Annotated in this window: 19 protein-coding genes; 18 read left to right on the top strand and 1 reads right to left on the bottom strand. The window is 50.4% G+C overall.

The annotated features are described in order from the left end of the window. The first annotated feature begins 58 nt into the window (after positions 1–58). From serC to ACJY2G_RS09465, 14 genes are all read left to right on the top strand, one after another. Entirely contained in the window at positions 59–1,144 is a 1,086-nt protein-coding gene (serC, locus tag ACJY2G_RS09530) for a 3-phosphoserine/phosphohydroxythreonine transaminase (RefSeq protein ID WP_120161216.1), read from the top strand. 104 nt (positions 1,145–1,248) lie between these two features. Continuing rightward, on the top strand, positions 1,249–2,532 hold the full coding sequence (gene aroA / locus ACJY2G_RS09525) for a 3-phosphoshikimate 1-carboxyvinyltransferase (protein ID WP_112287347.1): 1,284 nt from the start codon (positions 1,249–1,251) through the stop codon (positions 2,530–2,532). A gap of 202 nt (positions 2,533–2,734) precedes the next feature. Beyond that, positions 2,735–3,433 (top strand): (d)CMP kinase, encoded by a 699-nt coding sequence (cmk, locus tag ACJY2G_RS09520; RefSeq protein ID WP_112287348.1) that lies wholly within the window; start codon positions 2,735–2,737, stop codon positions 3,431–3,433. 156 nt (positions 3,434–3,589) lie between these two features. Continuing rightward, complete coding sequence (gene rpsA, locus ACJY2G_RS09515; protein WP_095925166.1) at positions 3,590–5,263, top strand: 30S ribosomal protein S1; 1,674 nt, start codon at positions 3,590–3,592, stop codon at positions 5,261–5,263. 60 nt (positions 5,264–5,323) lie between these two features. Continuing rightward, positions 5,324–5,608, top strand: coding sequence for an integration host factor subunit beta (gene ihfB / locus ACJY2G_RS09510; protein WP_013574835.1), 285 nt, complete (start codon positions 5,324–5,326; stop codon positions 5,606–5,608). Positions 5,609–5,890: 282 nt separating this feature from the next. Further along, positions 5,891–8,137, top strand: coding sequence for a DNA internalization-related competence protein ComEC/Rec2 (locus tag ACJY2G_RS09505; RefSeq protein ID WP_430319196.1), 2,247 nt, complete (start codon positions 5,891–5,893; stop codon positions 8,135–8,137). 38 nt (positions 8,138–8,175) lie between these two features. Then, the gene (msbA, locus tag ACJY2G_RS09500) at positions 8,176–9,924 is read left to right on the top strand and encodes a lipid A ABC transporter ATP-binding protein/permease MsbA (protein ID WP_120161223.1); all 1,749 of its coding nucleotides are present in this window, start codon (positions 8,176–8,178) and stop codon (positions 9,922–9,924) included. Next, on the top strand, positions 9,921–10,910 hold the full coding sequence (gene lpxK, locus ACJY2G_RS09495; RefSeq protein WP_430319195.1) for a tetraacyldisaccharide 4'-kinase: 990 nt from the start codon (positions 9,921–9,923) through the stop codon (positions 10,908–10,910). The genes msbA and lpxK overlap by 4 nt, the downstream gene beginning before the upstream one ends. A gap of 349 nt (positions 10,911–11,259) precedes the next feature. Then, complete coding sequence (gene cspE / locus ACJY2G_RS09490) at positions 11,260–11,469, top strand: transcription antiterminator/RNA stability regulator CspE (RefSeq protein ID WP_013574839.1); 210 nt, start codon at positions 11,260–11,262, stop codon at positions 11,467–11,469. A gap of 261 nt (positions 11,470–11,730) precedes the next feature. After that, on the top strand, positions 11,731–11,943 hold the full coding sequence (locus ACJY2G_RS09485) for a cold-shock protein (protein ID WP_112287352.1): 213 nt from the start codon (positions 11,731–11,733) through the stop codon (positions 11,941–11,943). 96 nt (positions 11,944–12,039) lie between these two features. Then, positions 12,040–13,263: a winged helix-turn-helix domain-containing protein gene (locus ACJY2G_RS09480; RefSeq protein ID WP_430319194.1), complete on the top strand. Its 1,224-nt coding sequence runs from the start codon at positions 12,040–12,042 to the stop codon at positions 13,261–13,263. A gap of 396 nt (positions 13,264–13,659) precedes the next feature. Next, the gene (locus tag ACJY2G_RS09475) at positions 13,660–13,842 is read left to right on the top strand and encodes a Trm112 family protein (RefSeq protein ID WP_056771818.1); all 183 of its coding nucleotides are present in this window, start codon (positions 13,660–13,662) and stop codon (positions 13,840–13,842) included. Continuing rightward, positions 13,839–14,591, top strand: a complete 753-nt coding sequence (gene kdsB / locus ACJY2G_RS09470) for a 3-deoxy-manno-octulosonate cytidylyltransferase (RefSeq protein ID WP_112287354.1) — start codon at positions 13,839–13,841, stop codon at positions 14,589–14,591. Before ACJY2G_RS09475 ends, kdsB begins: the two co-directional genes overlap by 4 nt. Before the next feature lie 193 nt (positions 14,592–14,784). Then, positions 14,785–15,678 (top strand): YcbJ family phosphotransferase, encoded by an 894-nt coding sequence (locus tag ACJY2G_RS09465; protein WP_430319193.1) that lies wholly within the window; start codon positions 14,785–14,787, stop codon positions 15,676–15,678. A 10-nt stretch (positions 15,679–15,688) separates the two neighbouring features. Here the strand turns inward: ACJY2G_RS09465 and elyC are convergent, their stop codons facing one another. Next, complete coding sequence (gene elyC, locus ACJY2G_RS09460) at positions 15,689–16,468, bottom strand: envelope biogenesis factor ElyC (protein WP_120161230.1); 780 nt, start codon at positions 16,466–16,468, stop codon at positions 15,689–15,691. Positions 16,469–16,615: 147 nt separating this feature from the next. On the opposite strand from elyC, the gene cmoM reads away from it, so the two are divergent. From cmoM to mukB, 4 genes are read left to right on the top strand one after another with little or no spacing between them, the layout of a single operon-like run. Beyond that, a complete protein-coding gene (gene cmoM / locus ACJY2G_RS09455) occupies positions 16,616–17,401 on the top strand; it encodes a tRNA uridine 5-oxyacetic acid(34) methyltransferase CmoM (protein WP_439291668.1) in 786 nt (261 codons plus the stop codon). Beyond that, complete coding sequence (gene mukF, locus ACJY2G_RS09450; RefSeq protein WP_112287358.1) at positions 17,398–18,720, top strand: chromosome partition protein MukF; 1,323 nt, start codon at positions 17,398–17,400, stop codon at positions 18,718–18,720. The genes cmoM and mukF overlap by 4 nt, the downstream gene beginning before the upstream one ends. Continuing rightward, positions 18,701–19,432, top strand: a complete 732-nt coding sequence (mukE, locus tag ACJY2G_RS09445) for a chromosome partition protein MukE (protein WP_430319192.1) — start codon at positions 18,701–18,703, stop codon at positions 19,430–19,432. The genes mukF and mukE overlap by 20 nt, the downstream gene beginning before the upstream one ends. Beyond that, positions 19,429–23,877, top strand: a complete 4,449-nt coding sequence (gene mukB / locus ACJY2G_RS09440; protein WP_120161234.1) for a chromosome partition protein MukB — start codon at positions 19,429–19,431, stop codon at positions 23,875–23,877. Before mukE ends, mukB begins: the two co-directional genes overlap by 4 nt. Positions 23,878–24,167 lie beyond the last annotated feature (290 nt).

Genomic DNA, 24,167 nt, shown 5'->3' with positions numbered 1-24,167 from the left:
ATAAAACCGGTAAATTAAAGGCAACTATGTGGCTGTCTCAGAGAAGTGGTGAGGGGAAATGACTCAGGTTTATAATTTTAGTGCAGGTCCGGCAATGATCCCGGCTGAAGTGTTGCGTCGTGCAGAACAGGAACTTTGTAACTGGCACGGACTGGGTACCTCGGTGATGGAAATCAGTCACCGCAGTAAGGAGTTTATCCAGGTTGCTGAAGAGTCCGAAAAGGATATCCGTGATCTGCTGAATATTCCCTCGAACTACAAAGTGCTCTTTTGCCACGGCGGCGCACGCGCGCAATTTGCTGCTGTGCCAATGAACCTGCTGGGTGATAAATCCTCAGCCGATTATATTGATGGTGGTTACTGGGCTCACAGCGCAGTCAACGAAGCGAAAAAATATTGCACACCGAATGTTATTGATGTCACGACGACCGTTGACGGTAAACGTGGCATTCTGCCAATGAATGAATGGAAGCTGAATGCAGATTCTGCCTACGTTCATTACTGCCCAAATGAAACTATCGATGGTATCGCTATCGACGAAATGCCTGATTTTGGTGACAAAATCGTCGTTGCGGATTACTCATCCTGCATTCTCTCCCGCCCGATTGATGTCAGCCGTTTTGGTGTGATTTATGCCGGCGCACAGAAAAACATCGGTCCTGCCGGCCTGACACTGGTTATCGTTCGCGAAGACTTGCTGGGTAAAGCGCGCACTGAATTGCCTTCCATTCTTGATTATACCGTGCTGGCTGAGAACGACTCTATGTTCAATACCCCGCCGACCTTCGCGTGGTATTTATCAGGCATGGTATTCAAGTGGCTGAAAGAGCAAGGTGGTCTGCGTGAAATGGAAAAACGCAACCGCGCGAAAGCCGAACTGTTGTATGGTGCTATCGACCGTACCGGTTTCTACCGTAACCCGGTGGCTGCGGAAAACCGTTCGTGGATGAACGTTCCTTTCCAGATGGCTGATGCTTCTCTGGACAAACTTTTCCTGGATCAGGCGCAGGAAGCCGGTCTGCAGGCATTGAAAGGCCACCGTGTGGCTGGTGGTATGCGTGCATCTATTTATAATGCGATGCCGATTGAAGGCGTGAAAGCACTGACCGACTTCATGGCAGAGTTTGAAAAACGCCACGGCTAAGCGTGCTGGCTTTCGGGCCCGCAGAATGCTTAAGTAAGTAGCCTTAAAAATGACCCCGGCTCAATGTCCGGGGTCATTTTATGAAAAGAAGAATTGGAGAAAGAGTGGAATCCCTGACATTACAACCCGTTGCACTGGTTAACGGCAGCATCAATTTACCTGGCTCAAAAAGTGTTTCCAACCGCGCACTTTTACTGGCTGCTTTTGCACAGGGCACTACCCGCCTGACTAACCTGCTCGACAGCGACGATGTTCGCCATATGCTCACCGCACTGACGCAACTGGGCGTTACGCATCGTTTATCGGCGGATCGTACCGAATGCGAAATTGATGGTCTGGGCCACGCTTTTTCCAACGCTAAAGGTCTGGAACTTTTTCTGGGCAATGCGGGCACCGCAATGCGTCCGCTGGCTGCGGCGTTATGTCTGGGCGAACAAGATGTCGTGCTGACCGGCGAGCCGCGCATGAAAGAGCGTCCGATCGGTCATCTGGTGGATGCACTTCGTCAGGGCGGCGCGCAGATTGATTATCTGGAGCAGGAAAATTATCCGCCGCTGCGTCTGCGCGGTGGTTTTAGTGGTGGCGACGTCAGTGTTGATGGCAGCGTTTCCAGCCAGTTCCTGACTGCGCTGTTAATGACAGCTCCGCTGGCAGACAACGACACGACGATTCAGATTAAAGGTGATCTGGTTTCCAAACCTTATATCGACATTACCCTTAACCTGATGAAAACCTTCGGTATTGAAGTGGAAAACCACCAGTATCAGAAATTCAGTATTAAAGGTCGTCAGCAATATGTGTCCCCGGGTTCTTATCTGGTCGAAGGCGATGCGTCTTCCGCGTCCTATTTCCTGGCCGCAGCTGCGATCAAAGGCGGCACGGTTCGCGTGACCGGTATCGGTAAAAACAGTATGCAGGGCGATATCCGTTTTGCAGATGTGCTGGAAAAAATGGGCGCAACCATTCACTGGGCTGATGACTACATTGAATGTACCCGTGGCGAGCTGAAAGGCATCGACATGGACATGAACCATATTCCAGATGCCGCGATGACCATTGCTACCGCCGCATTGTTTGCCGAAGGCCCGACGACGCTGCGTAATATCTATAACTGGCGCGTTAAAGAAACCGATCGTCTGGCGGCAATGGCGACAGAATTGCGTAAAGTCGGTGCGACAGTGGAAGAGGGCGAAGATTATATTCGCGTTGAACCGCCAAAATCACTGAAGTTTGCCGAGATCGGAACCTATAATGATCACCGCATGGCGATGTGTTTCTCGCTGGTGGCGTTATCGGATACGCCGGTGACTATTCTGGACCCGAAATGCACGGCGAAAACATTCCCGGACTATTTTGAACGTCTGGCAGGAATCAGCACTCTGGCATAGTCTTTCACTGTGAATGCCACTGAGCGAACGGACATCAATCACACGATGTCCGTTTTTTTGTTTTCAGGCTCAGAACCGTCCGCTTTTTAGGCAACTGAAAATTGTGGGGTAACAGTTGTCGTAAAGGCAGCGTATAATGCCGCTCCTGAATTAGTCCTGTGAGACTAATGAAGCGGGTATACCCCACCGAAAGGAGACAAAAATGACGGCTTTAGCCCCGGTAATCACCGTTGATGGGCCAAGTGGTGCAGGTAAAGGTACGTTGTGCAAGGCACTGGCCGAAGCCTTTAACTGGCATCTGCTCGATTCCGGCGCGATTTACCGCGTATTAGCGCTGGCGGCTTTGCATCATCAGGTTGATATTGTCTCAGAAGAGGCGCTCGTTCCGCTTGCCGCACATCTCGATGTTCGTTTTGTGGCTCAGGATGGGCAGTTACACGTTATTTTAGAAGGTGAGGATGTTACCAACGAAATCCGCACCGAAACAGTTGGGAATACGGCGTCTCAGGCGGCGGCATTTCCCCGCGTTCGTGAAGCATTATTGCGCCGGCAGCGCGCATTCCGCGATACACCGGGCCTGATTGCCGATGGTCGAGATATGGGCACCGTGGTTTTCCCTGATGCCCCTGTAAAGATATTTCTGGATGCCAGTTCCGAAGAGCGTGCAAACAGAAGAATGCTACAGTTGCAGGAAAAAGGCTTTAGTGTTAACTTTGAACGGCTTTTAGCCGAGATCAAAGAACGCGATGATCGTGATCGTAATAGATCTATTGCGCCTTTAGTGGCTGCTTCCGATGCGTTATTGCTGGATTCAACCAGCATGTCCATCGACGAAGTCATCGAAAAAGCGCTGGCTTATGCCACAGAAATTCTAGGATTGCCGCAAAAACAAACCCGGTAATCGAGCCGTAATCTGGTGCTGAAGAATATTCAGTGCCAGTTTTGGCTATAGTTTTTTTTAACCTCGCCGCAAGGATCTGTAGCGGGGCATTTGAAACAACCCCATCCAGCAGGAAGCCAGATGGACGTTAAACTTAAGAACCTAAAGATTATCAACATGACTGAATCTTTTGCTCAACTCTTTGAAGAATCCTTAAAAACAATCGAAACCCGTCCTGGTTCCATCGTTCGTGGTGTTGTTGTGTCAATCGACAAAGATATCGTACTGGTTGACGCCGGTCTGAAATCTGAGTCTGCAATCCCGGCAGAACAATTCAAAAACGCACAGGGCGAACTGGAAATCCAGGTTGGCGACGAAGTTGATGTTGCGCTGGACGCTGTTGAAGACGGCTTCGGTGAAACTCTGCTGTCCCGTGAAAAAGCTAAACGTCATGAAGCTTGGATCACGCTGGAAAAAGCTTACGAAGAATCTGCAACTGTTACCGGTGTTATCAACGGTAAAGTTAAAGGCGGTTTCACTGTTGAGCTGAACGGTATCCGTGCGTTCCTGCCAGGTTCACTGGTAGACGTTCGTCCTGTTCGCGACACGCTGCATCTCGAAGGCAAAGATCTTGAGTTCAAAGTCATCAAACTGGACCAGAAACGCAACAACGTTGTTGTTTCCCGTCGTGCAGTAATTGAGTCTGAGAACAGCGCAGAGCGCGATCAGCTGCTGGAAAACCTGCAGGAAGGCATGGAAGTTAAAGGTATCGTTAAGAACCTCACTGACTACGGTGCATTCGTTGATCTGGGCGGCGTTGACGGCCTGCTGCACATCACTGACATGGCTTGGAAGCGCGTTAAGCACCCAAGCGAAATCGTTAATGTCGGCGATGAAATCACTGTTAAAGTCCTTAAATTCGACCGCGAACGTACCCGTGTGTCACTGGGTCTGAAACAACTGGGCGAAGATCCATGGGTCGCTATCGCTAAACGTTACCCAGAAGGTACTAAACTGACTGGTCGCGTTACCAACCTGACTGATTACGGCTGCTTCGTAGAAATCGAAGAAGGCGTTGAAGGTCTGGTTCACGTTTCTGAAATGGATTGGACTAACAAAAACATCCACCCATCTAAAGTTGTTAACGTGGGCGATGTTGTTGAAGTTATGGTTCTGGATATCGACGAAGAACGTCGTCGTATCTCCCTGGGCCTGAAACAATGCAAAAACAACCCATGGCAGCAATTCGCAGAGACCCACAACAAGAACGACCGTGTTGAAGGTAAAATCAAGTCAATCACTGACTTCGGTATCTTCATTGGTCTGGACGGCGGCATCGACGGCCTGGTTCACCTGTCTGACATCTCCTGGAACGTTGCAGGCGAAGAAGCAGTACGTGAATACAAAAAAGGCGACGAAATCGCAGCTGTGGTCCTGCAAGTTGACGCAGAACGTGAACGTATCTCCCTGGGCGTGAAGCAACTGGCTGAAGATCCATTCAATAACTACCTGTCTGTTAACAAGAAAGGTACTATTGTTACTGGTAAAGTCACAGCAGTTGACGCCAAAGGTGCTACAGTTGAATTAGCTGGTGGCGTAGAAGGTTACCTGCGCGCTTCAGAAGCTTCTCGCGACCGTATTGAAGACGCAACTCTGGTTCTGAGCGTTGGTGATGAAGTTGAAGCTAAATTCACCGGTGTTGATCGTAAGAACCGCGTAGTAAGCCTGTCCGTCCGTGCTAAGGACGAAGCAGACGAGAAAGATGCAATCGCTGTTGTTAACAACAAACCAGACGAAAGCAACTTCTCTAACGCTATGGCTGAAGCGTTCAAAGCGGCAAAAGGCGAGTAATGACGGGGGGCAACTCTGTTGCCCCGAAACGGTAGTTTAGCTGCAAAGCTTGGAGGTACTATGACCAAGTCTGAACTTATTGAAAGACTTGCTGGCCAGCACTCTCATATCCCGGCGAAAGCTGTTGAGGATGCAGTGAAAGAGATGCTTGAGCATATGGCTGCAACCTTGGCTGATGGTGAACGCATCGAAATCCGTGGGTTTGGCAGTTTTTCTCTTCACTACCGTGCTCCGCGTGTTGGGCGCAACCCTAAAACGGGTGATAAAGTTGAGCTGGACGGCAAGTATGTTCCTCACTTTAAACCAGGCAAAGAGTTGCGTGATCGCGCGAATATTTATGGTTAAGGCTTTGGCCTGAACATAAATGTCTGCCTATAGCGAACGTAAACGGTACCCTTCGGGGTGCCGTTTTTTTTGCTTTTATTACTGATAATTAACCCTTCATAACCCGTCTCCCTTCGATATTTTGCGTAATGTCCCGCATTGATACTGTCTTCTGCTTGTCCATCATTCGCCTGAAAATCATACTCCGGCACGGAAAGCCACCGAAGGTATTGGTGGTTAAACGGAAGGGTGTGAAAAATAAAAATCTCAACGGATGAGGCCGCGGCAGCCGTCATAACCGGCATGTTGCCACTGATATTTCTCCCACAAATACCTTCTGCGGGTGTTCTGACGGCTTTATGTGGTCTCGCCTGGTATTTAGCCGGAGGAAAGCAAAAAGTATTAAGGATATCTGCGCTCGCATTGCTCAGTTTCAGCTGGGGGGCTTTTCAGGGAGGACTTCAGATACAGCAGATAAATGCATTTCAGGGAGCGTCCAGAAACGTGACAGCAACTCTGCAAACCATCAATCTTGGGAATGCCAGTGAACAATCTCAGTATTTCAAAATTGAAAAATTTGAAGGCCGGAGAATCTTCCCACCTCTTATGTTCAGGACAAAGTGGCGTGAGGAAGCGGAAAGTCTGCAGGCCGGTCAGCGCTGGCAGCTGAAGGTCAGCTTGCGTCCTGTTCATAGCCTGCTCAACGAAGGCGGTTTTGACGCTCAACGTTGGGCCCTTTCTCAGCATGCTCCTATGACCGCGACAATCCGCAGTGCAGTGTTGCTTGATAATAACAGCACCCTTCGTCAGCAATTTATCAGGCGGGTACAGCTGGGGATGCCGCAGCTGGAAAATACGCCAGTGTTAGTGGCATTGGCTTTTGGGGAGAAAGGGCTGATTCAGGGACCGGAAAAACTTTTGTTGCAGAGAACCGGGATCGCGCATCTGGTGGCTATATCAGGGCTGCATATTGGTATTGCCGCCTTGTTTGGCTGGTGGCTGGCGCGTGGTCTGCAATTTTATCTGCCGGTAAGAATGATTGACTATCGCTTCCCGTTAATAGTGAGTGGGGCATTTATGCTGACCTATGCCTGGCTGTCGGGTGGGAATGCACCGGCTATGCGAGCTGCGCTGGCGGTATCAATGTGGCTGACACTTCGTTTTTTTCGCATCCGTTGTCATCCATGGCAGATTTGGCTGTGGGGAGTGGCTCTGCTACTGCTTTTAGACCCCATGAATCTTCTGTCAGACAGCTTTTGGTTATCCTGTTTTGCAGTGGCCTCGCTGGTGTTTTGGTTCCAGTGGGCGCCACTTCCAGCACGTTTCCAGCATGCCTGGTATTGGTCATTCTTGCGTTGGGGTCACTTACAGACGGGCATGACACTTCTTCTTTTACCGATACAAATTGCTATTTTTCAGGGAGTTAATGCTTATTCTTTTTTGGCTAATATGTGGGCGGTGCCGGTTGTTTCACTGATCACCGTGCCTTTAGTTTTGTTGTCCTTACTCACAAATTTGCTGCCAGCGGGCTGGCTGATTAATGCGAAAATTATTGTCTGGCAACTCGCTGATTCATCGCTGAGTCTGGCCATGTGGGGGGTAAAACCTTTTGCCGCGGGCTGGACTCCGCTTGGTGAGTCGTTTCTGGTGTTTAGCCTTTTGGGGTGGCTAATAATTATTTGCTGGCGCCTCATTCCTGTTAAACACTCTTTTTCACTTGTACTTTCTTTGCTTGCTCTTTCGGTGACCTGGTTTCTCAGGTTCCCGCCGGAAAGATGGCGGATCGATATGCTGGATGTCGGTCATGGTCTTTCAGTCCTCATCAGCAGAAACGGAAAAGGGATTCTGTATGACACTGGTAACAGATGGGAAGGGGGTTCAGCTGCTGAGCAGAATATTATTCCGTTCCTGAACCGACGAAATATTCAGCTTGAGCAGATAATTATCAGTCACAACGACATGGATCACCGTGGCGGACTGGAGTCATTACAAATCCGGTATCCCGATGCCCGGCTTCGGGAAAACTCAATATCGGGGCACAGCCATTTGCAATGCATTGCTGGTGAGCAATGGCGCTGGCAAGGGCTGATGTTCAACGTGCTGTGGCCTGAGCGGCAGGTCGCTGATGCGGGAAACAACGAAAGTTGCGTCATTCGCGTCAGTGAAGGGGCATTTAGTTTGCTGCTGACGGGAGATATTGAAGCGGAAACAGAAAAGGCTCTCATCATGAAATGGCGTCAGGGTTTACAGGCGACAGTGCTACAGGTACCCCACCATGGAAGCAATACATCGTCGACTCCGCCCTTCCTGAGAACGGTTAAACCTGTTACTTCACTCGCTTCTGCTTCCCGTTTCAATAAATGGCATCTGCCTGCGCATAAAGTTGTTAGCAGATACAACAAAGCGCGCTATGACTGGCATTCGACGTCTGAATCAGGCCAGTTGAGCCTGTTCATTTATGATGATTATTGGACAATTAAAGGCTTACGCGAGCAATTAATCCCACGTTGGTATCACCGTCAGTTTGGAGTATCAGTAGATAATGAGTAGAATAGACCGCTATTTCTTTCGATGCTGGTTGATATTGCATGATGAACGATAAAGATCTCTCCACATGGCAGACATTCCGCCGCTTGTGGCCGATGATCACACCTTTTAAAGCCGGGCTTATCGCTGCGGCTGTTGCTCTGGTCGCTAACGCCGCCAGTGATACTTTCATGCTGTCCTTGCTCAAGCCGCTGTTGGATGACGGTTTTGGTAAAGCTGACCGCTCAATTCTTCTCTGGATGCCACTGGTTGTTATCGGCCTGATGGTCGTTCGTGGTATCAGTGGCTACATTTCCAGCTACTGCATTTCATGGGTGTCGGGCAAAGTAGTGATGCATATGCGCCGCCGTCTGTTCGGCCATATGATGAGAATGCCGGTCGCTTTCTTTGACCAGCAATCTACCGGCACCTTGCTTTCGCGTATTACCTATGATTCAGAACAGGTCGCATCCTCCTCCTCCAGTGCGCTGGTGACAGTCGTACGTGAAGGCGCGTCGATCATTGGTCTGTTTATCATGATGTTCTATTACAGCTGGCAGCTGTCGGTGATCCTGTTAGTGATTGCGCCGATTGTTTCTGTTGTTATTCGTGTGGTGTCTAAGCGCTTCCGTAATATCAGTAAGACGATGCAAAACACGATGGGGCAGGTAACAACCAGCGCCGAGCAGATGCTGAAAGGCCATAAAGAAGTGTTGATCTTCGGTGGTCAGAAAGTTGAAACCGCGCGTTTTGATAAAGTCAGTAACCGCATGCGTCAGCAAGGTATGCGTATGGTTTCTGCTTCCTCAATTTCCGACCCGATTATTCAGCTGATCGCTTCTCTGGCTCTGGCCTTCGTATTGTATGCGGCGAGCTTCCCGTCTGTTATGGAAACGCTCAGCGCAGGTACCATCACTGTCGTGTTTTCTTCCATGATTGCCCTGATGCGTCCGCTGAAATCTCTGACTAACGTCAACTCTCAGTTCCAGCGCGGTATGGCTGCCTGCCAGACTCTGTTCTCCATTCTGGATATGGAACAGGAAAAAGACGAAGGTAAACTGGAAGTTAAACGCGTTAAAGGTGACGTGGAATTCAAAAATGTGACTTTCACTTATCCTGGGCGTGATATTCCCGCACTGCGTAATATTTCCTTCGACTTGCCAGAAGGTAAAACCGTTGCACTGGTGGGACGTTCCGGTTCCGGTAAATCGACCATCGCGAATTTGCTGACACGCTTCTATGACATTCAGGAAGGTAAAATCCTGATGGATGGACATGATTTGCGTGAATATACCCTGTCGTCATTGCGCGATCAGGTGGCACTGGTTTCCCAGAACGTCCATTTGTTCAACGACACCATTGCCAACAATATCGCCTACGCCCGAACTGATATGTATTCCCGCGAAGAAATCGAAAAAGCGGCCACCATGGCATATGCGATGGACTTTATCAGTAAAATGGACAAAGGGCTGGATACGGTCATTGGCGAGAATGGCGTTCTGCTTTCAGGCGGTCAGCGTCAGCGTATTGCCATTGCACGTGCCTTGTTACGTGATTCGCCAGTTCTGATCCTCGATGAAGCAACCTCTGCGCTGGATACTGAGTCTGAGCGCGCAATCCAGGCTGCGCTGGATGAATTGCAGAAAAACCGTACCTCACTGGTTATCGCTCACCGTTTATCGACTATCGAGAAAGCGGATGAAATCCTGGTTATTGAGGATGGGTGTATCGTGGAACGTGGTTCACACGCGAAACTTCTCGAAGAACGTGGTGTTTACTCACAACTCTACCGGATGCAATTCGGGCAATGATTGATCGCATCTGGTCAGGGAAATCACCGTTATATTTGTTACTCCTTCCGCTGGCCTGGCTTTACGGATTGATCTCAACTCTGATCCGTTTTAGCTATAAAGCGGGGCTGAAAAAAAGCTGGCGGGCTCCGGTGCCCGTCGTGGTGGTCGGAAATCTGACTGCCGGGGGTAACGGCAAAACGCCGGTGGTCATCTGGTTGGTTGAAACGCTGCAACAGCATGGTTTTCGTGTCGGCGTTGTTTCACGCGGGTATGGCGGAAAAGCGGAAAGCTATCCGCTGCTGCTTTGTGAAGAAACTTCAACGGCACAAGCGGGTGATGAGCCAGTGCTGATTTTTCAGAGAACGGGGGCACCGGTTGCGGTGTCTCCTGTTCGCTCTGATGCAGTAAAAGCACTCCTCGTGTCGCATGAACTGGACGTGATTATTACCGACGATGGTTTGCAACATTATGCTCTTGCGCGTGATGTTGAAATTGTAGTGGTTGATGGCATAAGACGCTTCGGCAACGGGCACTGGTTACCGGCGGGACCGATGCGGGAGCGTCGTTCACGGTTGCGCTCAGTTGATGCTGTGATCACTAACGGTGGCACAGCACAATCAGGTGAGTTAGCAATGATCCTGCAGCCTGGAAAAGCCATCAATCTGCTGACCGGTGAGCAGCGTGATCCGACCTCACTACAGAATGTTGTCGCAATGGCTGGCATCGGGCATCCGCCACGTTTTTTTGCGACGCTGAAACAGTTGAACGTGAACGTGCAAAAAGAAGTCGCATTTTCTGATCATCAATCCTATACGCTGGATAAGCTTTCAGGCGTTGCACAATCCGGGCAAGCTCTTCTGATGACGGAAAAAGACGCGGTAAAATGTCGCTCATTTGCTCAGCCCGACTGGTGGTATCTGCCGGTTGACGCAAAGATTGAAGGAGTTCTGGCCGAGAAATTACTGCAAAAAATCAGCGATCTGATACTGAAAAACATCCGCTGAACGCGGAATTTTCATTAAAATTCACATTATGATTTAAAATTTACGTAAATATATAATCTCAAAGTGACTGATTTTAAAGGTTTATATTTAAAATTACTGTTTTCCTGAAAATAATTACGTTAGGTGTCTTGCTATCAGGCAGCACTTATGAGTAAATGCACACAGCCTGTGTTGCAGCGCTATTTATGTATGAGTGTAGAGTAAAGCAGTTCCTCCCAGACGTTATCTCTTTCCCGATGATTCCGCTTCCAAGACGAACCTTCTAAGTCCTCCCCATAAGTAATTGTCTGAACTATTGGCCAACATTGCCGAATGGCAGGATTTTGTATTTAGTAAAAAGGTTTTAAATATGTCTAAGAAAAATGGTCAGGTTAAGTGGTTCAATGAAAGCAAAGGTTTTGGTTTTATTGAGCAAGCTGATGGCGGCAAAGATGTATTCGTACATTTTTCTGCAATCGCAACTGATGGTTTCAAAACTCTGGCTGAAGGCCAGCGTGTAGAATACACCATTCAGGACAGCCCGCGCGGTCCGGCTGCTGCCAACGTTATTGCTCTCTGATAAGAGGCTGGCGTGGTGATATAAAACAACGTGAATCGTGATTTATATCAGCAGAATAAAGCCCGCCCCATGGCGGGTTTTTAGTGCGAAGAAGTCAGTTAGGTTTCAATACCTAACAAAAAAATATAACAGTAAAAATAATCGTTAAATAATTCGCTCATTAGAGGTTTTTTATAAAAAAATAACTTAGAAATGGGCAAACGCATCCGAACAATAATAAAAAAGTGTGTTCATGGATGCCCAAAATAAAGGATAGAAATTATGATGTTACAAATGGGTTTAGTTAAATGGTACAACCAGGCTAAAGGCTACGGTTTTATTTGTCCGCTTGATGGTTCTTCTGAAATTTATGTTCAGCGTACTTCCATCGCGAATACCGGAAATAAATCCCTCAGCGCTGGCCAGAAGGTCGAATTCACCACTTATCGCAGCGTAGCACATGGCCCTTCCGCGGCTGATGTTATTGCGTTCTGAGTCTGGTTTTTGTTGTTCCCCGTTGAGCTGAATTTTACGCTCCGGTAAAAATATGCTATCGGTATCCACAGTCTACTTGCTGCCCTGGATACCGATATGTCTCACCCGGTTATATCTCTCGCTTCAGCCCGCACCCTGCATTTATCTGCGCAAAACCTCCTAAAACCCGTTACCCGCAAACCGTCTGCTGCTGATGTTGTGCAGGCCATCCGTGATATGGGATTGCTGCAAATCGACACTATCAGTGTGGTGGCACGTAGCCCTTATTTGGTTCTCTTCAGTCGCTTAGGTCACTATTCTCCGCAATGGCTGGAAGAAGCGCTTTCCGGCGGAAAAATCTTTGAATATTGGGCGCATGAAGCCTGTTTTATTCCCAGCGAAGATTACGGATTATTACGTCACCGTATGCTGAATCCGCAGGGAATGGGCTGGAAGTTTTCTCAGGCCTGGTTTGATGAACATCAGTCAGATATACAGGCATTGCTGGGACATATTGCTGAAAACGGTCCCGTACGCTCGGCAGATTTCACCGCAGATAAAAAATCAGCCAGTGGCTGGTGGGACTGGAAGCCTCACAAAAAGCATCTGGAAACGTTGTTCACCTCGGGAAAACTGATGGTATCTGAACGGCGTAACTTCCACCGGGTTTACGACCTGGCCGAACGCGTAATGCCTGACTGGGATGATGCCAGCCAGACCCTTGATCAGGGCGTAGCGGAATATCAGATGCTGCGTCGCTCGGCGCAATATCTCGGCATCTTCAAACCGGAATGGCTGGCGGACTACTACCGTCTTAAGCGTGTGAATACCAAAGCCGTTATTGCACAATTGCTGGCTGATGAGGAAATCACACCCGTTGAAGTGACAGGGCTTGAGGGTATTTTTTACGTTCATCAGCAACAGTTTTCTTTGTTACAGCAAGCGACTGAATCACGAATTTGCTCAACCGTCACTACACTGCTTTCACCATTTGATCCGGTGGTGTGGGATCGCAAACGTGCATCGGTGCTGTTTAATTTTGAATACCGGATTGAGTGCTATACGCCGGAGGCAAAACGTCAGTATGGCTATTTCACGCTGCCAATATTACAGCGTGGCGACCTGATTGGACGTGTGGATGCCAAGATGCATCGTAAAGAAAAAATTCTGGAAGTGAAAAGTCTGCATCTTGAACCGCAGAGCACAATGACAGCCCGACGTGCGCAGGATGTTCACGGTGCAATTACGCGATTTGCGCAGTGGCAGGGAGCTGAAAGGGTGTTGACTGGAAATGTGCCGGAGACACTGATGGCGTTTTGGAGTACTGACTGGCAGGTTTAATTCGCATAAAAGTCATCCCGCAAAATGAAACGGCTGCGTCAAGGCAGCCGTTATTTCACGATGATTGCAGGTGTTACTACAGTCTTATTGACTGAAGTTAGCGAACATTGCGATGATTTTGTTAATGGTTTTCATTTTCGAGCTCTTATTGTGGGGTTGATAGTGTGACTTGCATCACAAAAAAATTGTACTCCCACAAAATCTGCAACGCAATCGCTCCATGATGAAATTTTTCATTCACATTGAATTAACTTTTAAGAAATTCCTGCGGGCGAACTGAGGATTAACGGGTAGCGGGGGTTATGCTATCCTCTGGGACCGCTGTCTTATGTATTCCAATGTTTTTTGCGTTACACCTTGCCGAAAATGCAGTGTATTCGCCTCCGGGAGGAACTTATGGATCATCGTTTACTTGAAATCGTTGCGTGCCCTGTCTGCAACGGCAAGCTCTACTTTAATAAAGAATCACAGGAACTGGTATGTAAGGCAGACAGTCTGGCTTATCCGGTCCGTGACGGTATCCCTGTATTATTAGAAAATGAAGCCCGTCCGCTATCTGTTGATGAGACGCATCCATGAGTTTTATTGCCATTATTCCGGCCCGTTTTGGGTCAAGCCGTTTGCCGGGTAAGCCGCTGGCGGATATCAACGGTAAACCGATGGTTGTGCATGTGATGGAGCGCGCCCTCGAGTCCGGGGCGAAAAGAGTGATTGTTGCGACCGATCACCCCGATGTAGCGAAAGCCGTCGAAGCGGCAGGTGGTGAAGTCTGCCTGACCCGTCCTGACCATGAGTCCGGTACTGAACGTCTGGCTGAAGTGATTGAGTTATGTCAGTTTGCTGATGATGAAATCATCGTTAACGTGCAGGGTGACGAGCCCCTGATCCCGCCGGTGATCATCCGTCAGGTGGCCGATAATCTGGCGAAAAGTGAAGCCGGTATGGCGACACTGGCCGTGCCTATCGAAACCGCGGAAGAGGCGTTCAACCCGAATGCTGTGAAAGTCGTTCGCGATGCACGCGGCTATGCGCTGTATTTCTCACGTGCAACTATTCCGTGGGAACGTGAGCGTTTTGCCGTTTCTAAGGAAACTGTCGGGGATACTTTCCTTCGCCACATTGGCATTTATGCTTACCGCGCAGGGTTTATCCGCCAGTATGTAAAATGGGAACCGAGCCAGCTTGAGCATATCGAACTGCTCGAACAGCTGCGGGTACTGTGGTACGGTGAAAAAATCCACGTTGATGTGGCGAAAGCCATTCCGTCGGTGGGTGTGGACACGGCAGAAGATTTAGAACGCGTGCGCGCAATCCTGGGTCATAAATAAAACCTACGCGCCAGCAATAATAAGACGGAATGTCCCGGCATTCCGTTTCTACATTTCTACCTTTCCCTGCGTTTTGCGCGACATCTTCCTTTTTCTGCCCTCATTATCCGGTTTTTGTTTGATCTGAAACGGGGTAATCCATCACTGAAGCTTTCATCATAAACGTTAACTTTTTCGTCACTGCGAACATGTTATGGAACAGCTAAAAGCCGAATTGAGCATCGTGTTGGGCGAGCGTTTGTCCCGACTGGAATGTGTGAGTGAGCAGCCTTATGCCCATCTTTTTTCCCTTTATGATGAGCAGGGTTACGCCATGCCTTTGCTGGCGAAAAGTTTTGTTTGTCAGGGTATCGCCGGACAGGAAGCCTATAAATTGTCGATGCTGGCGAGAGAAGGTGTGGTACGGGTTCCGACGGTCTACGGCATGGTCACCACGCACCAGAAACCTTATCAGGAAATCCTGCTAATTGAGCGCCTGCGCGGCGTTTCAGCGGAAGCCCCGACACGTACGCCGGAACGCTGGAAAATATTACAGGAGCAAATTGTCGAAGCTATGCTGGCCTGGCACCGAATCGACAGTCACGGCTGCGTCGGTTCTGTTGACAGCACGCAGGAAAATCGTTGGGAAAACTGGTATCCGCAAAGAATAGAAGTGCTGTGGGCAACGTTAACGAATTTGCAGGCACCTGATCTGACGCCGGAAGACCGCACGCTGCTGTTTCGTTCCCGTGCCTGTATCCCCGCGCTGTTTGAAGATTTTGACGACACGCCGGTGCTGGTTCACGGCAATCTGTCGTTACGCAGTATGCTAAAAGACCCGCGCAGCGATCAGTTGCTGGCGATGATCAATCCCGGACCAGTGCTGTGGGCACCACGTGAGTTTGATTTGTTCCGCCTGTGGGAAAAAGGGATGAGCGAGCAGTTGCTGTTCGGCTATCTGCAAAAAGCGCCGGTTTCTGAAAGCTTCCTTGCCCGCCGCTGGATGTATCTGGTGTGGGAGTCTGTTGCGCACATGATCCACACCGGCAAACTTGATCGCCGCCAGTTTGATTTTGCACGGCAACAACTGCTGCCGTGGCTTAACTGAGCTGACTTAACTATTTCGTTACGGGCGCGGGTGATGTCATCCATTGCCATAAGCGCCCCAGCGTTTCGTACCACGCCCGCTCGCTGTGCGATAAGAACAAGGCCTGTGGCAGCGCACGCTCCCACGGATTAAGCGGGGAATCGATCGCCAGCTGATTCGCCGGTGCGGGGATCGGATGCAATCCCTGCTGCCGGAAAAACACCATCGCCCGAGGCAAATGATTTGCTGACGTCACCAGCACGAAAGGCTGGTCAGCTATCAGTGCTTTCACTTCCAGTGCTTCCTGATGCGTATCTCTGGGTTTATCGAGCAGGATAATATCGCTATCAGGCACTCCTAAACTTTGCGCCACTTTTCCGGCCACGGCGGCACTGCTGACCGGATTTGTCATCGCCTGCGCACCGGTAAAAATCATTTTTGAACCCGGATTTGCGCGGTAAATACGGATACCTTCCGTCACACGTGGCAGACTGTTGCTGATGAGATTAGAACTCGGTGCCCAGTCCGGGTTGTAGGTATAACCGCCACCGAGAACTACCACAAATTTAACCGGCGTATGCCCCGTGACCTGATAAGTCGGATACCCGGTTTCAATCGGGCGCAGAAGACTGTCCGCGACCGGCTGTATACTCAGCAGCAGTAAAAGCAGCCAACTCAGTAAAAAAAACACTTTCCCTGTTTTTTGCCAGCGGGTCATCCACAACAAAACCAGTGCAACCGCCATGATGACCAGAATAAAGGGCAGCGGCAATAACAGGCCACCGAAGGTTTTTTTTAGGATAAATAACATCAGAAACCGGTCCTTTTGGGTGAAAAAACGACATCCGGGCATGAATCCGCGTCAGGATGATTTATTCTATGCCAGCCTGTGCCAAAATAGCAGGTCGCGCAGATAAACCCTTTAACAGAATGCACCATCAGGAACAGGTATCTCTTCATGCAGGATCGTAACTTCGACGATATGGCGGAAAAGTTTTCGCGCAATATCTACGGCACAACTAAGGGACGTATCCGTCAGGCTGTGCTGGGTCAGGATCTGCAAGAATTGCTACAAACGCTGCCTCAGCGACCGTTGCGTATTCTTGATGCGGGCGGCGGTGAAGGGCAAATGGCCTGTGAACTTGCTGCTTTAGGACATCAGGTCTTGTTGTGCGATCTCTCCGGTGAGATGATCCGACGCGCCGAGGCCGCGGCGCTGGAAAAAGGTGTGAGCGGGAACATGCAATTTGTACAATGTCCGGCTCAGCACATTGCTGAACATTTGGAACAGCCGGTTGATCTGATATTGTTCCATGCAGTCCTTGAATGGCTGGCAGAACCGCGTCAGGCACTGGCCGCGCTGGTCGATTGTCTGGCACCGGGTGGCGCATTATCGTTGATGTTTTACAATATCCACGGTCTGGTCATGCGGCATATGATCCTCGGCAACTTTGGTCATGTCGAAGCCGGTGTGCCCAAAATCAAAAAAAGCTCCCTGTTACCCGATCATCCGCTGGAACCTGCGCAGGTTTATCAGTGGCTGGAAGAACTTGGAATGCAGATAAGCGGCAAGACCGGTGTTAGAGTGTTCCACGATTATTTGCGAAACAGACAACAACATAAGCAGGATTTTGACGAGCTTTTGGCGCTGGAGCAGCGTTATTGCCGTCAGGAACCTTTTGTTAGTTTGGGACGCTACATCCATGTGATGGCGCACAAACCCATTCTGAAGGACGAATTATGAGTGAATTTTCCCAGACTGTACCCGAACTGGTCGCCTGGGCACGGAAAAATGATTTCTCAATTTCGCTGCCAACGGAGCGGCTGGCTTTTCTTCTGGCGATTGCCACGTTAAACAGCGAGCGCCTTGACGGGGAAATGAGTGAGGGTGAACTGGTCGATGCGTTTCGTCATGTCAGTAAAGGATTTGAGCAGACAAACGAAACCATTACCGTACGTGCCAATAACGCCATCAATGACATGGTGCGTCAGCGCTTGCTCAACCGTTTTGTCAGTGAAATGGCGGATGGCAATGCCATTTATCGCCTGACACCGCTGGCGATCGGCATTTCAGATTATTACATCCGCCAGCGTGAATTTTCCACGTTGCGGTTATCAATGCAGTTATCGATTGTTGCGCAGGAACTCAAACGCGCTGCTGATGCGGCCGAAGAGGGCGGCGATGATTTCCACTGGCATCGCAATGTCTACGCACCGCTGAAATATTCCGTAGCTGAGATTTTTGACAGCATCGACATGACCCAGCGCATCATGGACGAACAGCAGCAGGGCGTAAAAGATGATATTGCTGCACTGCTGAATAAAGACTGGCGCGCGGCCATTTCAAGCTGTGAAATCCTTCTGTCAGAAACCTCAGGCACGTTGCGTGAATTACAGGATACGCTTGAAGCTGCCGGTAACTTGTTGCAGGCGCATCTGATGCGCATTCAGGACGCCACCATGGTCGAACTTGATTTGAGTTTCGTCGACAAACTGGTGTTCGACTTACAGAACAAACTCGATCGTATTACCAGCTGGGGTCAGCAGGCCATTGACCTGTGGATTGGTTATGACCGCCATGTGCATAAATTTATCCGTACTGCGATCGACATGGATAAGAACCGGGTATTTGCTCAACGTCTGCGTCAGTCGGTGCAAAACTACTTTGACCAGCCGTGGACGCTCACCTTTGCCAATGCCGATCGTCTGCTGGATATGCGTGACGAAGAGCTGGCACTGCGCAGCGAAGAAGTGACCGGTGAACTTCCGCCAGATCTCGAGTTTGAAGAATTTAACGAAATCCGCGAACAACTTGCGGCATTGATTGAACAGGCATTACAGGTTTATCAGCAACAAAAAACGCCGCTCAATCTGGGCATGGTAATGCGCGAATACCTCAAGCAGTATCCGCGTGCCCGACACTTTGATGTCGCGCGAATTGTGGTCGACCAGGCGGTACGCCTTGGTGTGGCTGAAGCAGATTTTTCAGGGTTGCATGCCGAATGGCAGGCAATCAATGATTACGGAGCCAAGGTGCAGGCCCATGTCATCGACAAATATTGAACACATAATGCCAGCTAAGCTGGCGCAGGCACTGGCAAATTCAGTGTTTCCTGCTCTCGACAGCCAGCTGCGTTCTGGCCGTCATATCGGCATTGACGAACTGGATAACCATGCTTTCCTGATGGACTATCAGGAAGAAATGGAACTGTTTTACAGCCGCTATAGCGTGGAATTAATCCGGGCTCCGGAAGGTTTCTTCTATCTGCGTCCGCGCTCCACCACGCTTATCCCGCGTTCCGTGCTCTCTGAACTGGATATGATGGTCGGAAAAATTCTCTGCTATTTGTATCTCAGCCCGGAACGTCTGGCGCATGAGGGGATTTTTACCCAGCAGGAACTTTATGATGAATTACTGAGTCTGGCCGACGAAAGCAAATTGCTGAAATTCGTCAACCAGCGCTCAACCGGCTCTGACCTGGATCGCCAGAAGTTGCAGGATAAAGTCCGCACGTCACTGAACCGCCTGCGCCGTCTGGGCATGGTGTATTTCATGGGCGTCGACAGCACTAAATTCCGTATTACAGAAGCAGTATTTCGCTTTGGTGCGGATGTCCGCAGCGGCGATGACGCGCGCGAAGCTCAGTTGCGGATGATCCGCGACGGCGAAGCGATGCCAGTCGACAGCGCGTTGTCCTTGAACGACGAAAATGAAGACGGCGAACCGCTGGCAGGGCAGCAAGGGCATGAAAGCGCAGAGGATGAACAGGAATGATTGAACGCGGTAAATTTCGCTCACTGACGCTGGTTAACTGGAACGGCTTTTTCGCCCGGACATTTGACCTCGATTCACTGGTCACCACGCTTTCCGGTGGTAACGGTGCGGGTAAATCCACCACCATGGCCGCTTTTGTCACGGCGCTGATCCCCGATCTGACGTTGCTGCATTTTCGTAATACCACCGAAGCGGGTGCGACCTCCGGATCACGTGATAAAGGTCTGCACGGTAAATTACGCGCCGGTGTCTGTTATTCCGTTCTGGATGTGGTGAACTCGCGGCATCAGCGCATTGTCGTGGGCGTTCGTCTGCAACAGGTTGCGGGGCGTGACCGTAAAGTCGATATCAAACCTTTCACCATTCAGGGCTTGCCGGTTGCGGTGAACCCGACAGAAATGCTGACGGAAACCGTTGGCGAACGTCAGGCGCGCGTGTTGCCTTTGCATGAACTGAAAGAGCGCGTTGAAGCAATGGAAGGCGTGCAGTTCAAGCAGTTCAACTCGATTACCGATTACCATGCGCTGATGTTTGACCTGGGTGTGATCCCGCGTCGTCTGCGTTCAGCGTCTGATCGCAGTAAATTCTATCGCCTGATCGAAGCGTCACTTTACGGCGGTATCTCCAGCGCCATTACCCGCTCCCTGCGCGACTACCTGTTGCCGGAAAACAGCGGTGTGCGTAAAGCCTTCCAGGATATGGAAGCCGCGCTGCGTGAAAACCGCATGACGCTGGAAGCGATCCGCGTTACGCAATCTGACCGTGACCTGTTCAAGCATCTGATTTCGGAAGCGACGTCGTACGTGGCCGCCGACTATATGCGTCACGCCAATGAACGCCGCATTCATCTCGATGGCGCGCTGGTACTGCGTAATGATTTGCTGACCAGCCGCAAACAGCTTTCCAGTGAGCAATATCGTCATGTTGAAATGGCGCGTGAGCTGGCTGAGCAGAGCGGTTCGCAGAGCGATCTGGAAACCGATTATCAGGCTGCGAGCGATCATCTGAGTCTGGTTCAGACCGCAATGCGTCAGCAGGAAAAAATCGAGCGTTATGAAAGTGACCTCGAAGAGCTGACGTACCGTCTGGAAGAGCAGAACGAAGTCGTCGCAGAAGCCAGCGAACTGCACGCAGAGCACGAAGCACGTGCGGAAGCGGCTGAGCTTGAAGTGGACGAACTGAAAAGTCAGCTGGCCGATTACCAGCAGGCGCTGGATGTTCAGCAAACCCGTGCGATCCAATATCAGCAAGCCTTACAGGCTATTGAGCGTGCGCGCGATCTTTGTCAGATCCCTGATCTGAGTATTCAGAACAGTGAAGAATGGCTGGAAACATTCCAGAGTAAAGAACAGGAAGCCACTGAAATCCTGCTGATGCTCGAACAGAAAATGAGCGTGGCGTCTGCCGCCCATAATCAGTTCGAAAATGCCTATCAGCTGGTGGTGAAAATCGCCGGTGAAGTGAGCCGCAGCGAAGCCTGGCAGACCGCGCGTGAATTGCTGCGCGACTGGTCTTCACAGCAACATCAGGCGGAGCGCGTTGAACCGCTGCGCATGCGTTTGTCCGAGCTGGAAGGTCGTCTGCGTGAACAGCAGGATGCTGAGCGTCAGTTGCAGGAATTCTGTAAACGCACCGGTCAGGATGTGCATCCGGAAGATCTGGACGAAATGCAGCGTGAGCTGGAAGTACAGATCGAAGAATTGCAGGGTGTTGTCTCGCAGGCCGGTGAACGTCGTATGCAAATGCGTCAGGAACTCGAGCAGGTTCAGTCGCGTATTCGCGAGCTGACCGCCCGTGCCCCGGTCTGGCTGGCCGCACAGGAAGCCCTCAGCCAGCTGAGTGAACAAAGTAAAGAACCGCTGGAAAGCAGCCAGCAGGTGACCGAATACATGCAGCAGTTGCTGGAAACGGAACGCGAAACCACGGTTGAGCGTGACGAAGTAGCTGCCCGCAAACGTCGCATTGAAGGCCAGATAACGCGTCTCAGTCAGCCAAGCGGTGCAGAAGATTCCCGCATGATCGCGCTGGCAGAACGCTTTGGTGGCGTACTGTTATCTGAAATTTATGATGACGTTACCATCGATGATGCGCCTTACTTCTCCGCGTTGTATGGTCCGTCACGCCACGCGATTGTCGTGCCTGATTTGTCTCTGATCCGCGATCAGTTAGACGGTCTGGACGATTGTCCTGAAGATCTCTACCTGATTGAAGGGGATCCGCAGTCATTTGATGACAACGTGTTTGAAGTGGAAGAAATGCAGGGCGCGGTGCTGGTGAAAACCGGTGACCGCCAGTGGCGTTATTCTCACTTCCCGCAGGTACCGTTGTTTGGTCGTGCGGCGCGTGAAAACCGTCTCGAAACTCTGCATAAAGAACGCGAAAATCTTTCTGAGCGTTATGCGACCTTGTCGTTTGACGTGCAGAAAATCCAGCGTGCGCATCAGGCATTCAGCCGTTTCATCGGCAGCCATCTGGCCGTTGCGTTTGATGCCGATCCGGAAGCAGAAATCCGCACCCTGAGCGGACGTCGTGGTGAACTGGAACGTGCCATCAATGCACATGAAGGCCAGAATCAGCAGCAGCGTCAGCAATACGAGCAGGCGAAAGACGCTATCGGTATGCTCAATAAATTGCAGCCGCGCGTAGGCTTACTGTGCGATGAAACGCTGATCGACCGTGTGGAAGAAATCCGCGAAGAAATGGAAGAGGCGCAGGATGCTGCCCGTTTCATTCAGCAACACGGTGTTTCGCTGGCTAAGCTGGAACCGCTGGTGTCAGTGCTGCAAAGTGACCCGGAACAGCATGAGCAACTGAAAGAAGATTACGCACAGGCGCAGCATTCACAGCGTCTGGCGAAGCAGCAGGCCTTTGCGCTGACCGAAGTCGTTCAGCGTCGTGCGCACTTCAGCTATACCGATTCTGCCGGCATGCTGAATGAAAACAGCGACCTGAACGACAAACTACGTCAGCGTCTGGAACATGCGGAAGCGGAACGTACGCGTGCCCGCGAGCAGATGCGTCAGCATCAGACTCAGCTGACTCAGTACAGTCAGGTTCTGGCCTCGCTGAAAAGTTCGTTCGATGCCAAACGCGATATGCTTAAAGAGCTGAGCCAGGAATTGCAGGATATCGGCGTTCAGGCCGATCCGAATGCCGAAGCACGAGCCAAAACCCGTCGTGATGAGCTGCATACTGCATTGAGCACTAACCGTGCCCGTTGCAACCAGCTGGAAAAACAGATCACCTTCTGCGAAGCAGAAATGGACAATCTGCAGAAAAAACTGCGCAAACTTGAGCGCGATTATCACCAGAGCCGTGAGCAGGTCGTGTCCTCGAAAGCGGGCTGGTGTGCGGTCATGCGTCTGGTAAAAGATAACGGCGTTGAGCGTCGTCTGCACCGTCGTGAGCTGGCTTACATGGATGGCGACGAACTGCGTTCGATGTCGGATAAAGCATTGGGTGCGCTGCGCCTGGCGGTGTCTGATAACGAACATTTGCGCGACGTGCTGCGTCTTTCAGAAGATCCGAAACGTCCGGAACGTAAAATCCAGTTCTACATTGCCGTGTATCAGCATCTGCGTGAACGTATTCGTCAGGATATTATCCGCACCGACGATCCGGTCGAAGCCATTGAGCAGATGGAAATCGAGCTGGGACGTCTGACTGAAGAACTGACCGCCCGCGAACAGCAACTGGCCATCAGTTCGAAAAGTGTGGCGAACATTATCCGCAAAACCATTCAGCGCGAGCAGAACCGTATCCGCCAGCTGAACCAGGGGCTGCAGGCCGTGGCGTTTGGTCAGGTGAAAAGTGTGCGTCTGAACGTGAATGTGCGTGAAGCACATGCGGGCCTGCTGGATGTTCTTTCTGAACAGCAGGAACAGCATCAGGATCTGTTCAGCAGTAACCGTCTGACCTTCTCGGAAGCGCTGGCCAAACTGTATCAGCGTCTGAATCCGCAGATTGATATGGGTCAGCGTACGCCACAAACCATCGGCGAAGAACTTCTGGATTACCGCAACTACCTGGAAATGGAAGTGGAAGTTAACCGTGGTTCAGACGGCTGGCTGCGTGCGGAAAGTGGCGCGCTGTCTACTGGTGAAGCGATCGGTACCGGTATGTCGATTCTGGTGATGGTGGTTCAGAGCTGGGAAGATGAGTCGAGCCGTATGCGTGGCAAAGATATTTCGCCATGTCGTCTGCTGTTCCTTGATGAAGCCGCGCGTCTGGATGCGAAATCCATCGCCACGCTGTTCGAGCTTTGCGACCGTCTCGAAATGCAGCTGATTATCGCTGCGCCAGAAAACATCAGCCCGGAAAAAGGGACGACGTATAAACTGGTGCGAAAAGTATTTGGCAATAATGAACATGTACATGTGGTGGGTTTACGCGGTTTTGCCGCAGAACTTCCTGCACTGGCCAACACGGAAGCTGACGTTTCCTGATTATTTTCAGAATATGATCATGCCCCGGCTTATGTCGGGGCTTTTTTTTTGCCTTAGCGCTAATTGATTAATTAATCAGATATTTCTATGAAAATTTATCCCCTGATTAATCAGAGGATAAAGATATTCTTAATCACTGGATGAAATCTGAGCTGATGGATTGTCATTGAATGGAAAGTACCCAATCAAACCTTTATTTCGTCTGACGGCTGGCTTAGAGTCTTCAGGTACACGCGGACTGCATTTCATTGAGCTACCGCGCAAAAAAAGAATTCTGTTTATATACTTAA

It is taken from the genome of Rahnella sp. ATs2 (assembly GCF_051851855.1).
GTDB lineage: Bacteria > Pseudomonadota > Gammaproteobacteria > Enterobacterales > Enterobacteriaceae > Rahnella > Rahnella variigena.
This window is presented reverse-complemented; position numbering and strand designations above follow the sequence as displayed.

Bases quoted from the DNA above. Each gene is read 5' to 3' on its own strand.
- cspE (WP_013574839.1), top strand. From the start codon at position 11,260: ATGTCTAAGAAAAATGGTCAGGTTAAGTGGTTCAATGAAAGCAAAGGT.
- ACJY2G_RS09485 (WP_112287352.1), top strand. From the start codon at position 11,731: ATGATGTTACAAATGGGTTTAGTTAAATGGTACAACCAGGCTAAAGGC.
- ACJY2G_RS09480 (WP_430319194.1), top strand. From the start codon at position 12,040: ATGTCTCACCCGGTTATATCTCTCGCTTCAGCCCGCACCCTGCATTTA.
- serC (WP_120161216.1), top strand. From the start codon at position 59: ATGACTCAGGTTTATAATTTTAGTGCAGGTCCGGCAATGATCCCGGCT.
- mukB (WP_120161234.1), top strand. From the start codon at position 19,429: ATGATTGAACGCGGTAAATTTCGCTCACTGACGCTGGTTAACTGGAAC.
- kdsB (WP_112287354.1), top strand. From the start codon at position 13,839: ATGAGTTTTATTGCCATTATTCCGGCCCGTTTTGGGTCAAGCCGTTTG.
- elyC (WP_120161230.1), bottom strand. From the start codon at position 16,468: ATGTTATTTATCCTAAAAAAAACCTTCGGTGGCCTGTTATTGCCGCTG.
- rpsA (WP_095925166.1), top strand. From the start codon at position 3,590: ATGACTGAATCTTTTGCTCAACTCTTTGAAGAATCCTTAAAAACAATC.
- lpxK (WP_430319195.1), top strand. From the start codon at position 9,921: ATGATTGATCGCATCTGGTCAGGGAAATCACCGTTATATTTGTTACTC.
- ACJY2G_RS09465 (WP_430319193.1), top strand. From the start codon at position 14,785: ATGGAACAGCTAAAAGCCGAATTGAGCATCGTGTTGGGCGAGCGTTTG.
- mukE (WP_430319192.1), top strand. From the start codon at position 18,701: ATGTCATCGACAAATATTGAACACATAATGCCAGCTAAGCTGGCGCAG.
- ACJY2G_RS09475 (WP_056771818.1), top strand. From the start codon at position 13,660: ATGGATCATCGTTTACTTGAAATCGTTGCGTGCCCTGTCTGCAACGGC.
- cmk (WP_112287348.1), top strand. From the start codon at position 2,735: ATGACGGCTTTAGCCCCGGTAATCACCGTTGATGGGCCAAGTGGTGCA.
- ihfB (WP_013574835.1), top strand. From the start codon at position 5,324: ATGACCAAGTCTGAACTTATTGAAAGACTTGCTGGCCAGCACTCTCAT.
- ACJY2G_RS09505 (WP_430319196.1), top strand. From the start codon at position 5,891: ATGTTGCCACTGATATTTCTCCCACAAATACCTTCTGCGGGTGTTCTG.
- msbA (WP_120161223.1), top strand. From the start codon at position 8,176: ATGATGAACGATAAAGATCTCTCCACATGGCAGACATTCCGCCGCTTG.
- cmoM (WP_439291668.1), top strand. From the start codon at position 16,616: ATGCAGGATCGTAACTTCGACGATATGGCGGAAAAGTTTTCGCGCAAT.
- mukF (WP_112287358.1), top strand. From the start codon at position 17,398: ATGAGTGAATTTTCCCAGACTGTACCCGAACTGGTCGCCTGGGCACGG.